Source organism: Pseudoalteromonas sp. MM1, assembly GCF_030296835.1.
Lineage (GTDB): Bacteria > Pseudomonadota > Gammaproteobacteria > Enterobacterales > Alteromonadaceae > Pseudoalteromonas.
In genome coordinates this window covers 352,360-366,845 of the sequence record NZ_AP027922.1, presented here as the reverse complement: position 1 = coordinate 366,845, position 14,486 = coordinate 352,360, and the positions used below count along the sequence as shown (strand labels likewise).

13 protein-coding genes are annotated in these 14,486 nt (G+C 41.4%); 7 read left to right on the top strand and 6 right to left on the bottom strand.

The window, feature by feature from the left end; genetic code table 11:
- Positions 1 to 343 precede the first annotated feature (343 nt).
- Positions 344 to 559 (bottom strand): 50S ribosomal protein L31, encoded by a 216-nt coding sequence (gene rpmE / locus QUE46_RS01630; RefSeq protein WP_286245943.1) that lies wholly within the window; start codon positions 557 to 559, stop codon positions 344 to 346.
- A 232-nt stretch (positions 560 to 791) separates the two neighbouring features.
- On the opposite strand from rpmE, the gene priA reads away from it, so the two are divergent.
- From priA to QUE46_RS01605, 5 genes are all read left to right on the top strand, one after another.
- The gene (priA, locus tag QUE46_RS01625; protein WP_286245942.1) at positions 792 to 2,978 is read left to right on the top strand and encodes a primosomal protein N'; all 2,187 of its coding nucleotides are present in this window, start codon (positions 792 to 794) and stop codon (positions 2,976 to 2,978) included.
- A gap of 11 nt (positions 2,979 to 2,989) precedes the next feature.
- Positions 2,990 to 3,517, top strand: coding sequence for an SPOR domain-containing protein (locus QUE46_RS01620; protein WP_286245941.1), 528 nt, complete (start codon positions 2,990 to 2,992; stop codon positions 3,515 to 3,517).
- Positions 3,518 to 3,596: 79 nt separating this feature from the next.
- Positions 3,597 to 4,115 carry an ATP-dependent protease subunit HslV gene (gene hslV / locus QUE46_RS01615; protein ID WP_004589336.1) on the top strand — a complete coding sequence of 173 codons (519 nt, stop codon included), beginning with the start codon at positions 3,597 to 3,599 and terminating at the stop codon, positions 4,113 to 4,115.
- An 11-nt stretch (positions 4,116 to 4,126) separates the two neighbouring features.
- Positions 4,127 to 5,455 carry an HslU--HslV peptidase ATPase subunit gene (gene hslU / locus QUE46_RS01610; RefSeq protein WP_286245940.1) on the top strand — a complete coding sequence of 443 codons (1,329 nt, stop codon included), beginning with the start codon at positions 4,127 to 4,129 and terminating at the stop codon, positions 5,453 to 5,455.
- A 62-nt stretch (positions 5,456 to 5,517) separates the two neighbouring features.
- Positions 5,518 to 5,892, top strand: coding sequence for a gamma-butyrobetaine hydroxylase-like domain-containing protein (locus QUE46_RS01605; protein WP_286245939.1), 375 nt, complete (start codon positions 5,518 to 5,520; stop codon positions 5,890 to 5,892).
- 31 nt (positions 5,893 to 5,923) lie between these two features.
- On the opposite strand, the gene QUE46_RS01600 is transcribed toward QUE46_RS01605, so the two are convergent.
- The 3 genes from QUE46_RS01600 to QUE46_RS01590 form a co-directional block, all read right to left on the bottom strand.
- The gene (locus QUE46_RS01600; RefSeq protein ID WP_286245938.1) at positions 5,924 to 7,804 is read right to left on the bottom strand and encodes a methyl-accepting chemotaxis protein; all 1,881 of its coding nucleotides are present in this window, start codon (positions 7,802 to 7,804) and stop codon (positions 5,924 to 5,926) included.
- Positions 7,805 to 7,893: 89 nt separating this feature from the next.
- Positions 7,894 to 8,931 carry an MJ1255/VC2487 family glycosyltransferase gene (locus QUE46_RS01595; protein ID WP_286245937.1) on the bottom strand — a complete coding sequence of 346 codons (1,038 nt, stop codon included), beginning with the start codon at positions 8,929 to 8,931 and terminating at the stop codon, positions 7,894 to 7,896.
- A complete protein-coding gene (locus QUE46_RS01590) occupies positions 8,928 to 9,467 on the bottom strand; it encodes a phosphatase PAP2 family protein (RefSeq protein ID WP_286245936.1) in 540 nt (179 codons plus the stop codon). Before QUE46_RS01590 ends, QUE46_RS01595 begins: the two co-directional genes overlap by 4 nt.
- Positions 9,468 to 9,669: 202 nt before the next feature.
- On the opposite strand from QUE46_RS01590, the gene rraA reads away from it, so the two are divergent.
- On the top strand, positions 9,670 to 10,167 hold the full coding sequence (gene rraA / locus QUE46_RS01585) for a ribonuclease E activity regulator RraA (RefSeq protein WP_004589330.1): 498 nt from the start codon (positions 9,670 to 9,672) through the stop codon (positions 10,165 to 10,167).
- 77 nt (positions 10,168 to 10,244) lie between these two features.
- Positions 10,245 to 11,291, top strand: coding sequence for a formimidoylglutamase (locus QUE46_RS01580; RefSeq protein WP_286245935.1), 1,047 nt, complete (start codon positions 10,245 to 10,247; stop codon positions 11,289 to 11,291).
- A gap of 63 nt (positions 11,292 to 11,354) precedes the next feature.
- On the opposite strand, the gene QUE46_RS01575 is transcribed toward QUE46_RS01580, so the two are convergent.
- Entirely contained in the window at positions 11,355 to 13,019 is a 1,665-nt protein-coding gene (locus QUE46_RS01575) for a GGDEF domain-containing phosphodiesterase (RefSeq protein WP_286247646.1), read from the bottom strand.
- A 122-nt stretch (positions 13,020 to 13,141) separates the two neighbouring features.
- On the bottom strand, positions 13,142 to 14,389 hold the full coding sequence (gene hutI / locus QUE46_RS01570) for an imidazolonepropionase (protein WP_286245934.1): 1,248 nt from the start codon (positions 14,387 to 14,389) through the stop codon (positions 13,142 to 13,144).
- Positions 14,390 to 14,486: the final 97 nt, after the last annotated feature.

The following is a 14,486-nucleotide window of genomic DNA, read 5'->3' as shown; positions in this document are numbered from 1 at the left end:
TCAGTCAAAAAGTGCTTTTTGAGGTTCATTTTGCCCTGCCAATATTTTTCTAAAATAGCAGGATATTAAAATAGCAAAATGCACCAATATGGCGCGTTTATCACCGTTAAAAACAAATATCGCCACGATGAGCACTTTTAGCGACTTGGTTAAAAACTAACGTATAAAAAATATAGAGAAGAATTGTGAGTTTGTCTGCAAAGGTTTATGCATATTCAGAATAAGAACAGGAAATAGTTATGCATAAGTAGTACGGCAATAATTGCTGATATTTCAGCAAAAATGCTAAATTTTAGGCACAAAAAAAGCACCCAAAGGTGCTTTTTTTACTAAACAGCAATAATTATTTTTTGCTGGTAAGTGCACCGAAGCGCTTGTTGAAACGATCAACACGGCCGCCAGTGTCTAAAATCTTTTGCTTACCAGTGTAAAACGGGTGACACGCAGAACATACGTCTAGGTGAATGTCTTTACAAAGAGTAGAACGAGTTTCGAATTTGTTTCCGCATGAACATGTTGCAGAAATTACTTCGTACTTAGGGTGAATACCTTCTTTCATAGGAACCTCTAGTTAAGGCCGCATCGCTCTCCAAACCCGAAGTCTGGCACCATACGTCGTTAAAACAAATTTATAGGCCGCGGATTTTATCCAACTAGCTTGCCCCGCACAAGCTTTAATTACGCTTTTTGTCAAAAAAGTAACCAACCAACACTACACTGCCCATTTGCATGTAGGTTTTTAAGCTTATTTTTAGTACATTAAGCTATTACCCTTTATTACATGAGTTGTTATGCGCTTTGTTGAAGTTGCTATTAAAGTTCCGTTACCACGCACCTTTGATTATAAAATAGATGAACAACTTACCTCGCTCTCGGCGCCTATTATGCCTGGGATGCGTGTTTTAGTGCCTTTTGGGAATCAAAAGAAAGTAGCAGTTGTTCTTGCACTTAAAACGCATACCGACGTACCCGAAAACAAAATTAAAGCGGTTGCTGAGGTTATTGATCAAACCCCTATTTTATCTGCGCAGCATTTAGAACTGCTTAGCTTTACCGCCCGCTATTATTGCTACCCACTCGGCGAAACTATACACATTGCGTTGCCTGGTGCGCTTCGTCAAGGCGAAAACCCCGATAAAACCAGTATTAACATGGTTAGCCTTACCGAAAAAGGCGCGAAGGTTCCGTCGTTAAAAGCAAAAACCCAACTAAACTTATTAAAGCAACTCGCACAATCGGGGAAGTCGTCGGTAACCGAGCTAAAAGCGCTCGGCTTTAGTAAAAAAACAATAGATGCCTTAATAGATAAAGAACTCATAACCCAGAGCATTGAGCATGATAATCAATGGCAAAGCATTATGCCCACAGTTGGCACCAAGCCAGTACTTAATAAAGAGCAAGCCGTAGCATGCACAACTATAAATCAAAGTGTTGGCTTTAAGAGCTTTTTATTAGAAGGTGTGACAGGCAGCGGTAAAACCGAAGTGTATTTACAATGCCTAGAAGAGGTCCTTAAACGTGGCGAGCAAGCCTTAGTACTGGTGCCTGAAATAGGCTTAACGCCCCAAACCGTCAACCGATTTCGTCGTCGTTTTCCTGATACGCCAATTATGTTATGGCACTCAGCCCTAACCGATAACGAGCGCTTGCAAACATGGCGTTTTTGCGAAAAAGGCAGCTGCGCAATTGTAATAGGTACCCGTTCGAGCATTTTTCTCCCTTTTTTAAAGTTAGGAATGATAGTGGTTGATGAAGAGCATGACTCATCATTTAAACAGCAAGATACCTTACGTTACCATGCACGCGATTTAGCAGCTTATCGGGCATTTCAGCACAAAATACCGCTTATTTTAGGCAGTGCCACCCCAGCACTGGAAACACTGCACAAAGCTATAAACAACAAATACCAACTTTTAAGCCTTACAGAGCGCGCGCAAACTGCAACCGATAATCAGTTTATGTTGCTCGATATGAAAGGTCAGCCCGACCAAGCGGGTATTGCTCATGCAAGTCTTGCCACTATGCGCCAACATTTAAACCGTGGTAAGCAAGTTATGGTGTTTTTAAATCGTCGTGGTTTTTCTCCTACGCTTATTTGTCACGAATGTGGCTGGCTCAGTGAGTGTAATCGCTGCAGCACCAGTGCAACTTTTCATAAAGCCATAGGCCAAATGATTTGCCACCACTGTGGGGAACAACACCGAGTTCCTCACCAGTGCCCTGATTGCGGTAGCACACAAATTTTTCCTAACGGAAAAGGCACAGAGCAAATTGAAGAGTTTTTGTCGAGTGAATTTCCCGAAACACCAGTCACACGTATCGACCGTGATTCAACCCGCCGTAAAGGGAGCTTAGAAAAAGCCCTTGAGGAGATAAACCAAGGTGGGGCGCGTATCCTAGTAGGTACACAAATGTTGGCCAAAGGTCATCATTTTGCCGATGTTAGCTTAGTGCTTATATTAGATGTAGATAGCGGTTTGTACTCGTGTGATTTTAGAGCTACTGAGCATTTAGCCCAGCTAGTGACCCAAGTTGCTGGCCGCGCGGGTCGCTCGGGGGAGCCTGGGCAAGTATTACTGCAAACCCACTTTCCTGAACACCCTTTATTGCAAGACTTAGTGAATAATGGCTACCAAGATTTTGCCCGTTTTGCTTTAAGTGAACGAGATGATGCCGACCTTCCACCCATTACCAATATGGCTATAGTTAGAGCACAAGGACATAGTATTAAGCTCGTTGTCGATTTTTTGACGGATTTGGTTCCTGTTAACGGTGTATCTGGTATACAATTGCTCGGTCCAATTCCTGCTCCACTAGAAAGAGTGGCAGGTATGTACCGGTTTCAATTGCATATTCAAGCGCAAGACCGCAAAGTATTGCATCAGTATCTTGCGCAAATGGTCGACTATTTAAGCACCAGCAAACTTGCCCAAAAAGTGCGCTGGAGCCTTGATGTTGACCCTATAGACATGATTTAGGTTAAAGCCAAATGGCACAGCACGATTATATTAATAAAAAACCAGCGGGTAGAAAAAATACCAAGCAAGCCCCTGCTAAAAAACCATTTCCTATACTTTTAGTTGTTATTACTGTTTTGCTTGTAGGTGGGTTTGCCTATGGCTTATGGTTTATTAAAAATAACGCCGACCCTAAGCTGGTTGAGCAGCAAGCGCACCCTAAAACAGCTGAAAAAGTAGAAATAGCTAAGCCTCGCGCACCCAAGTTTATTGAAGAAATTAAAGAGCACGAAATCCAAGTAGAAGTAAGAGAAATTGAGCAAAAAGGCCCCTATGTTATGCAATGTGGGTCGTTTAGAACACATGAGCAAGCCGAAACCCTCAAAGCTAAAATTGCTTTTGCTGGCTTAATTTCTGAAATTAAAAAGACCACAGGTACTAATGGTATTTGGTATAAAGTGCGTTTAGGCCCATATAAAACAAAGCGCCAAGCCGAAAGCGACAAAAACAAACTCAAGCGAGTGCATGTTGTTAGCTGCGGAATTTGGGGTTGGACTTGAAATTAGACCATTCACCCATATAACCTCATCATAATCGTTTTTTACAAGCTGCCCCCGCAGCTTGATGATGAGGAATAACATGACCACTATCGTAAGTGTACGCCGCGACAATAAAGTAGTAATTGGTGGCGACGGCCAAGTTTCGCTTGGTAATACCGTAATGAAGGGCAATGCCCGCAAAGTTCGACGCCTTTATAATGGTAAAGTAATTGCTGGTTTTGCTGGCGGTACTGCTGATGCTTTTACCCTTTTCGAACGCTTTGAAAGCAAACTAGAAATGCACCAAGGTAACCTAACTAAAGCCGCTGTAGAAATGGCCAAAGATTGGCGTAGCGACCGAGCCCTACGCAAGCTTGAGGCGTTGTTGGCAGTTGCAGATGAAACCGCTTCACTAATTATCACCGGTAACGGTGACGTAGTGCAGCCAGAGAACGATTTAATTGCTATTGGTAGCGGTGGTAACTTTGCTCAATCAGCAGCCACTGCCCTATTAGAAAATACCGATTTAAGCGCTCGCGATATCGTAGAAAAAAGCCTTACCATTGCTGGCAACATCTGTGTATTTACCAACAACTTCCAAACAATCGAAGAACTATAATAGGACCCATTATGTCTGCTATGACCCCAAGAGAAATTGTACACGAGTTAGATCAGCATATTATTGGTCAAGCTAAAGCTAAAAAAGCCGTGGCTATTGCCCTGCGTAATCGCTGGCGTCGAATGCAATTAAACGATGACTTACGTAGCGAAGTAACACCTAAAAATATTTTAATGATTGGCCCAACAGGTGTAGGTAAAACTGAAATAGCTCGCCGTTTAGCTAAACTAGCAAATGCGCCTTTTATTAAAGTAGAAGCCACTAAATTTACCGAAGTGGGTTACGTGGGTAAAGAAGTAGAGACTATTATTCGCGATTTAGTTGATGTATCAATTAAAATGACCCGCGAGCAACAAACTAAAAAGTTTAAGCACCGCGCAGAAGAAGCGGCAGAAGAGCGTATTTTAGATACACTTTTACCACCAGCTAAAGATCAATACGGTGAAACACAGCGTGATGACAACTCATCTACTCGCCAAACATTCCGTAAAAAACTGCGTGAAGGCCAGCTTGATGATAAAGAGATAGAGATAGATTTAGCGCAAGCGCAGCCAAATGTAGAGATTATGGCGCCTCCTGGTATGGAAGATATGACCAACCAGTTGCAGAGCATGTTTCAAAACATGGGTGGCGACAAACGTACTAAGCGTAAGTTAAAAATTAAAGAAGCCTTTAAGCTATTAACCGAAGAAGAAGCCGCCAAATTAGTTAACCCTGAAGAACTTAAAGAGCAGGCTATTTTTGCAGTAGAGCAAAACGGTATTGTGTTTATTGATGAAATAGACAAAATTTGTAAGCGTGGCGATTCATCAGGCCCAGATGTAAGCCGAGAAGGTGTACAACGCGACTTACTTCCACTAATTGAAGGCTCAACCGTTAATACTAAGCACGGTATGGTTAAAACCGACCACATGTTATTTATTGCATCGGGTGCGTTCCAAATGGCTAAGCCATCAGACATGATCCCTGAGCTTCAAGGTCGTTTACCTATTCGTGTTGAGCTTGAGGCACTGACTGCTGATGACTTTAAACGCATTCTGACCGAGCCACATGCTTCACTTACTGAGCAGCAACGTGAGCTACTTAAAACTGAGCAAGTCAATGTTGAGTTTAACGATGATGCAATAGAGCGCATAGCTAAAGCCGCTTGGCAAGTAAATGAGAAAACCGAAAACATTGGTGCTCGTCGATTACACACAGTAATGGAAAAATTAATGGAAGAAATCTCATACGATGCATCAGAGCAAGCAGGCTCTACCCTTACTATAGATGCCGCCTACGTAGAAAAACACTTAGGTGCACTTGTAGAAGATGAAGACTTAAGCCGCTTTATTTTATAAGCTAGGCAAAAATACTATACTAAAAGCCTCCGTATTGGGGGCTTTTTAATGGGACATATAAAATGAAACACGTAACAAAAGTGCATTATCATAGCGTGAGTAAAAACCTAGATGTTTACTTTGATGATGACAGTATGGCTGTATTTAGCAGCGAGTTTTTACGCGTTCACTCCCCCTCTGCTGAAGTGCAAGGGCATGGTGCAGAGCCAATGAAGTTGGTACTTAATAAACAACATGTAGGTATAAAAAAAATTGTACCGGTGGGGCATTACGCACTTAGGTTAGACTTTGATGATGGCCACAACAGCGGGCTATTTAGCTGGAACTACTTTGAAACACTACAAACGCAGCACGAAACCTTGTGGGATAAATACCAAGCGCGAGTCGCCGAGCACGAACAAAACAAAGACAGCGTACCAATAAAGTTTGTTCCCTAAACCTTATTGGCTTTTTAAACGCTACACTGTATTACACTTTAAACTTATCAATAGCCGCAAATAATACGCGCGCTTGCTCAGAGACTTCTTCACTGGTTTGCGCATTATTAACTGCATGCTCAGAGGCATCTTGGGCAATGTCTCTAATGCGTACTACATTTTTGTTAACCTCTGATGCCACCTGACTTTGCTCATCAATAGCAACAGCAATTTGAGTGCTCATTTCCATAATAGTTTGCACATCTTCGGTAATAGCACCAAGTAAGTCACCCGCTTTAATAGCTTGTGAAGCACTTTCATCACCTTGCGAGCGACATTGATGCATAATACTTACTACCTCTTGCGTGCGCTGCTGAAGAGTATTAATAATGCCTTCAATTTCACTGGTAGACTCTTGTGTACGTTGCGCAAGCGAGCGTACTTCATCTGCCACAACTGCAAACCCTCGCCCTTGCTCACCAGCACGAGCTGCTTCTATTGCGGCATTCAATGCGAGTAAATTAGTTTGCTCTGCAATGCCTCTAATAACATCAAGCACTGAGCCTATGGTTTCACCGTCTTTTTCAAGCTGCGATACCACACTTGATGCGTTACCTAACGACGAAGATAAATCGCGTATATGCTTAACCGTAGAGTCTACTTCGCTGCGCCCTTGCTGCGCACTTAAATTGGTTGACTCTGCTTTTTTAGCGGCAGCTTCAGTATTATGAGAAATATCCTGAATCGTTGCCTGCATTTGCGTAGCCGCAGTAGCAACCATATCCGCTTCGTGTAACTGCTCTTGCATGCCTGAACTTGTAGCTGAGGTGCTTTCTGATAAGTGCTCTGTTGCCACATTTAATGTATTAAGCGCGGTATTAACTTCGTTTATGAGGTTTTTAAAATCGCCTATTAAACTATTAAAGTCTGAGGTCATAATGGTAACTTCGTCATTACCTGTTTGCTCTATCATTACGCTTAAATCGTTATTACGGCGTATATCGTTGATAGTATGATACACCCTCTCAATAGGGATAATGATCGACTGACTAGTTAAGTACACCAACGCCAACACTATAACCCCAGAAATAACAAAAACTATAATGGCTATAAGTTCTGCTTGTTCAACACTTGTTTCAACTTGTAACTTAGTTGACTCAACGATTTCACTTACAACTTTGTCACTTTTTTCTACGTTAATACGCATAACGCCTAGTGCACCTGAGTCTAAATCTAGCCCTAGCTGCGTTTGTGCCTTTACAAGATTTTGAAAATCGCTTTGGTACGTATCTATTAAAGGGGTTATTTGCGACTTATAACTACTTAGTAAATCAGCTTGGGAAATTTTTTGTTTAAACGTACTAATAAGTTCGTTAAAGCGAGTTAAGTATTTTGCATCAAAGCGCAGCATAAAATCTTTCTCAGCGCGTCGCAGCTGTAGCATTACAGATAAAAGCTCAAAGTTATCTTGCTCTTTTAATAGCACCTCAACTTCGTGCACTGCATTTCTGAGCTTGCCATATAACCCATCTTTAGGGTTTAAACCTATCTGTTGCTGTAGCCTAACAACCTCCGAAAAGTTGTTATTGTAGTTAGTAATAAGCGCATGAAAATGCTCAATTTGTGCTGCAGTAATGCCTTGCTGCTGCATTACCTCCTGCAGCTTTTTAATTTTAGTGCTTAGCTGGTTAAAATCCTTATCAAATGATGTAAGTGCTTCCTGCTGCTTGTAAAAAAGAAAGTTTTTTTCATGCTTTCTAAGCTCTAGGGCGTGTACATTGAGCTCTTCTGCAAGCTGAATTGTTTTATTCAGATTAAGTGTTACGCGTGACTCATAAATTATCACACATAACAAAATGACCATTGCCAGACCGACTACCACTGCATTAAGTTGTAAACGCCTTTTAATGGTTAAGTTTTGTAAAAAATTCATTGAAAACACCTATATTTAATATGCACTAATAGTGTAGTACGTTATGGTGCTTAATTTTAAACTTTTTATTAACTTTTTTAGCATGTTGTTCATGCTTTTAGATTAACATTACCCCATAAATCTTTATGTAATGAGTGAGTGTCATGCCACTGCTTATTAAGTAGCCACTGCACCAAAGGAGCTGGATCACTGGGAAAATTAATTTGTTTGTTTTGCGGAGCACTATTCCAATCATCCAGCGCTTGCGGGTTTAAATAGTTCATTACATGGGCCATCTTCATCGCCAATAGTGTTTGTGCATTTGCATCTTGTTCAAACTGGCCATCGAGAGGTTTAAGTAATAATTTCTTCCCAAGCTTTAAGGCCTCACTTGCCAGTTCAAAGCCTGCATTACCAATTACGCCGCTGGTATTTGCTAAGTCGTTTAAAAACCCCGCTCGTGAAGGAGTGCGCAAATGGATATGACCAAGGGATTTGTCTTGCGCGTGTGGGTGGTAACAGTAAAACTCTTTTTCTGGAAAGTCCTTTAAATAATCAATAATGTTGTCGAGGTTTTCGAAGGGTAAGTACACTAGCACTTTATTCATAACGGCGACCGGGTTGCCATGATCATGGTTTGCAATAAAGGGCGGTATAATATTGTCAGCAAAAGGTTGCCAATGTACGCCTAAATAAGTGCTTGCAGGGGCATAATGCTTAATAAGGGACTTTCTAAATAACCCCTGACCAAACATAGGTACACTGTTAGATAAAAAAGCCGCCTGGTGACTAATACCAACCACAGGTACGCCCGCTCTCTTTGCCGCCCAGGCTGAAATAGGCTCAAAGTCATTCAAAACAAAATCGTATTTTTTTACATCAAATGATTTTATATCGTTAACTAACTTGCACACTCGAGCATTTTTTAATGTTTGATAGCTTTTTACTTGGCCGTTTTTAGTGCTAAACGATAAACCCCGAAACGTTTTGTAATCAGTAAAGTCCTGCATATCAAAGTAGTCTTTATCAGGACGTCCGGAAAAAACGTAATCTACATCTATACCTAACTCTTTAAAACAACTTGCCATAACACGGGCGCGCGTAATGTGGCCATTACCTGTGCCTTGTATGCCGTATAATATTTTCATACAGGCACCACCAAAGCTAGCGCAAATAAACCACATGAACTACCAATAACGGCGCCTATTATTATATCTGCCGGAAAATGTACGCCTAATACCACGCGAGAAACCGCCACCCCCGATGCCCAACTAAACCAAAGCCACGTATACTCTGCAAAAAAATGACTCAATATTACCGCAACTAAAAATGCTGCTGCGCTGTGTCCCGAGGGCAAACTAAATTTGTCACTAGGCACAATATACGCATTACTGACTAAGCAATCACAGGGGCGAATTCGGCCAAAGGTACGTTTTGCTAAAAAATAAATAGGCCTTTCAATTGCAAACCCTAGTAACACCGATATTGGCAACAACTGATGCTGCTCATTGGTACTTAGCCACCAAACAGTGCCACACATAAGTAAATATAAACCACCATTACCACTTTTAGATAAACCAAGCGCAGCCGTTTTTAGCCATTTGGGGGAATTGTAATTAAACAGAGTTAAAAAGAGTCGTTCATCCATTTGAGCCATTTTTTTAAGCACGTTATTGTCGTTCATTATTCACCCTTAGCTGCACAATATCTAACCATAGTTAAAGCTTAGAGGCAGAAAATAACAATTGAGTGACGCTTTTAAGACACTATTGTTGCCATTTCTAATTTCGGCATTTTTTGAATAAATTTACTGCTATTAAGTCGTTGTTATTGCATATAAGGAGGGTATACTGAGGGTAACTTATGTACCCTTTGAGGATAAAATAATGGATTACAGCACTTCTGACTTATGTGACTTTTTTGCCGATGTGGTTGACGTGCTTGAACCGATGTTCATCAACTTTGGTGGTCGACACACGTTTGGCGGCCGAATTAAAACGGTTAAATGTTTTGAAAATAATGAACTGATCCGTGAAATACTCTCACAAGACGGTACCGATCAAGTGCTACTTATCGATGGTGGTGGCTCAACACGACGCGCTCTTATCGACATTGAACTTGCAGAACTTGCGCTTGATAACAACTGGAACGGCATAATTGTATTTGGTGCGGTGCGTCATGTAGACGAGCTTGAAGAAATTGATTTAGGTATTCAAGCGATTGCCTCTATTCCTGTTGCCGCCGACAGCGAAGGCGCTGGTGAAGATGGCATTGGCGTTAACTTTGCTGGAGTGTCGTTTTTTGATGACGATTTTATCTATGCAGATAGTACTGGCATTGTATTATCAGCAGAAGAACTTGAACTAGAAGTTATCGAAGAATAAAGTAACAAGCAGTGCTCAAAAGAGCACTGCTTACGTCACCACGAATAATTTTTACTGCTCAATACGGATTCAATACAGTGCACCCTACCTTAAAAGTGTATGATGAATACGCCGTTAAACCCTATTGCTCCACACGCGCTAACGAAACAAAAACCTGGCAGTCTGTTGCCCTATTAGACACCCACGTAAATGTACAACAAGCACTTAACGATGCAGCGCAATTTGGTATTCGCTACGTATTAATTGGTATATGTGAAGATATAGGCCCTCGCGCTAATATAGGCAATGGCGGCTCACATCAAGCTTGGCCGGCTTTTTTGCAATACTTTTTGAACCAACCAGTTAACCAGTTTAACGCAACTCATCAGGTATTGTTGTTAGGCGAAATTGACGTTGATGATTTGATGGAGCAAGCGCAAGGCTTAAATAACCAGCATGCTGAAGAGCTGGCTCAATTACGCAAACTATGCGCAACAATAGATGAGCGAGTAGAGGCGGTATTAACGCTTATATTTAATGCGGGCCTTGAGCCTATTATTATAGGCGGTGGGCACAATAATAGTTTTGGCATACTCAGTGCTTTAAGTAAACATAATAGGGCTTGTGTTAACGCTATTAATTTTGACCCCCATGCAGATTTACGGCCTTGCGAGGGCCGCCACAGCGGCAATGGTTTTAGCTATGCTTTGAAAAAAAATGCATTGCAGCAATATCATATTATTGGCCTGCATGAGCAAAAAAATAACCAAGCCATTTTTGACTTAATCGCACAAAATCAATGTAGTTATCACAGCTATCAGGCTATTAATATACGCCGAGAAATATCACTAACCGATGCCGTACAGCACGCCTTAGCAGGGTTAAATAATGCGCCACTGGGTATTGAGCTCGACTTAGACAGCATTTCATTTTTACCGGCCAGCGCGTATACATGCTGCGGCTTTAGCGTTAGTGATGCTGAGCATTATGTGTATTTAACAGCAAAACATAGCACTGCCCGCTACCTACATTTGTGTGAAGCAGCGCCGCTAAATCATCCAGCAGGGTTAACAGCCGGTATGCAAAGCTGTGGGCAAATTATTAGCGCATTAGTTAATGCCTACTTACATGCAAAAACCCATTAATTGTAATTAGCTTAATTACCCGCTGTATTTTTTAAGGCCGCCGAATTGCCTTACTGGATTAGCTTATTGAGTTTGGTGAGCCTGCCACTGCTTTAACCAACTCATTAAGCCAATGCTGCTTAATGGGTGGCCAAAATAATAACCTTGTGCCGCATGCGCTTTTAAACTTTTTACAAACTTTAATTGGTCTAAGGTTTCAACGCCCTCAAAAATAACCTTAGTATTTTGTTGGTTATGCATTTCAACCATACCGCCAACTAGGCTGCGAATATTATTTTGATTGCTAAAATCTGCAGTAAGCGATGGCGCCACCTTAATGTATTCAACAGCTAAATTTGGCAGCTTAGAAAGAACAATGGGGTTATCGCCTAACCCATCAACACATATTTTTAAGCCGATATTATTTAATCGGGCAATCATCGCACGGCCCTTATCATCTAAATCCGTAAATATATGCAGCGGGCATTCAACAATTAAATCACCGTGTTGTAAGTTGTGCTCACTCACCACACTATCTACAAACTCAACAAATTCTTCGTTAAGCATTTCAGGGCCAAACAAGTTTATACTCAGCGGTATAGCAATACCCTCTATGCGTAACGCCATGGCAAGCTCTGCAGCCCGCTCTATAACAAATTTAGCCAGTGGATACGCTAAGCCCGCAATATGAATGTCATCAATAAATCGGTGGGCAGATAAAATACCTTGCTGGGGATGCTGCCAACGCAGTAGGAGTTCCAAAAATTCAATTTGGCCGTCATCGTTACGAATAATAGGCTGAAAATAAAGCTCAAGCTCGCTTACAAAATCAATATTAGCCAACTCTTTTAAACGCGCTTGCTGCTCGAGTTGTTCAACCATCATTTGTTGATGGTACACAACAACTGCTTTTTTAGGCTGGCTATCAAGGGCTAAATAAGCACACGATACTAAGTTATCAAAGTTAGCATCTTGCTCATCGCAATTAACGTAACTCGCCCTTGCTTTTACCTCTACTGTACAATTAGCAACATTAAACGGCTTAAGTGTTGCACCAATAATTTGCTCAATAATGTGCTCGTGGCTGTGTTTGTGCACTGCTAAACTGCAAATAAAGGCAAAGTTAAGGCCGCCTAAATGTGCCAGCTTTTCATAGCCACCTAAATCAATCACATCGTCGTTATTTAGTAAGTCTTTTATTCTATTGGCTGATTGCGCCAACAACAAATCACCAAAATCTCTACCAATGTGCTGATTAACTTGCTCAAACCCTTCTAAACGCACAATCACCAATGCAGCTTCTAGCTGTTTTTCTTTACACCAGCTGTAATAGCCTTGGCGTAACTGTTGTTTATCTGCAAATGCAGCAAGAGGAGAGTCATCTTGGAACGGCTCAGGCTCATTAATGTTATGCGAAACTTCAACTTTGGGCTCTTCTTCATCGCTCATTAGCCCTACAACCGCTAGCAAAATAATAGCCACCACCACCCAAAATAGAGGGGCGTTCATTAGTAAATGCGCTGAAAACAACACCACAAAAAGCAACCCTGACACGGCGCTTGTGATAATCATGCTCCAATTATTACGCTCAAACGCTTGCCATAAATGAAAGCAAAAACCAAAAGCGAGTAATATTGCTAACCAAGCAGCGCCGCTACTTAAAATGGCTAAACCAACTGCGCCTGTACATAAGTAACTAAATTTAATACTGGTATTTTTCACCGCAAATAACGTAGCGACCATCGCCATTAACAGCGCGCCGCTAAAAAATATAGGAAAGTTACTGTCAGTCAAAATACTCAAGCTTACGCCACTCCATTAGCTATAAAATTTAATAAAAGCATGTTAAATATGGACAAAAATAATACAAACTAATTAATTCTACCCAAAATCCATAGATTTAACAGTTTATTTACGCCAAATTGGTAACTTAATTGCGAAGGGTGACTTATTTGCCAGTGCGCAATATCTGCCCTTGCACCAATCTTTAGCACGCCTCTATCTTTTAACCCTAGCGCTTGTGCTGCACTGCGCGTTACTCCTGCGAGTGCCTGCTCAGGGGTAAGCCTAAATAAAGTACATGCCATATTCATCATTAATTGCACAGAGCATAAAGGCGAGGTCCCTGGGTTAAAGTCACTGGCAATGGCGATAGGCACTTTGTATTTTTGCAGCAAATCGATGGGAGGAAGCTGCGTTTCACGTAAAAAATAAAAAGCCCCAGGTAATAACACAGCCACAGTACCAGCCTCAGCCATAGCCTTAACGCCGCTTTCATCAAGATACTCAATATGATCAGCCGAAAGGCCTTTATACTCAGCCACCAGCTGCGCGCCCTGCTGATTAGAAAGCTGCTCAGCATGGCATTTTACCGGCAAGTTATGTTTTTTAGCTGCATCAAACACTTGTTTTGTTTGTGCATGACTAAAGCCTACATTTTCACAAAATACATCCACAGCATCTGCAAGGTTATTAGCCACTATTTGCTCAAGCATCTGTGTACATACTAAATCAATGTATTCATCTGCACGGCCTTTGTACTCAGGGGGTAACGCATGCGCACCTAAAAACGTGGTTTTAATATCAATAGGGTGATGCTCATTAAGCAAACGCGCCACTTCTAAAATTTTTATTTCGTTTTCAACATCAAGCCCGTATCCCGACTTTATCTCAGCAGTCGTCACGCCCTCGGTAAGTAAAGTGTTTAAGCGATCTTTTGCATCAACAAATAACTGCTCATGATCTGCCGCGCGAGTGGCCCTAACGGTACTGGCAATACCACCACCTTGTGCAGCTATTTGTTCATAGCTTGTACCTTGTAAGCGCTGCTCAAACTCCTCTGCTCGGGAGCCTGCAAATATTAAATGTGTATGGCAATCAATAAGCCCAGGTGTTAACCATTGCCCTTTAATACTTAATGTAGGGGTTGCAAAGGCATCAAAACTGGGTAAGTTTGATTGCTCACCTAACCATACAATTTCGCCATTTTTAATCGCCAGTGCCGCATTTTCTATCGCCCCATAAGGTGCGTCAATTGTGCTATCCATGGTTGCTATGTTGGCATCTGTCAATAATAAGTCGAGATCTTCTAAGACATAACCCGTTGTTTTATTTTGCATACTTAGCTCCCTAATGTACTTAAAATACAGTCTAACAATACACCTTGTATATACAAGATAATTATGCCATCTTTATTAAATAGTTTATTTTAAATAC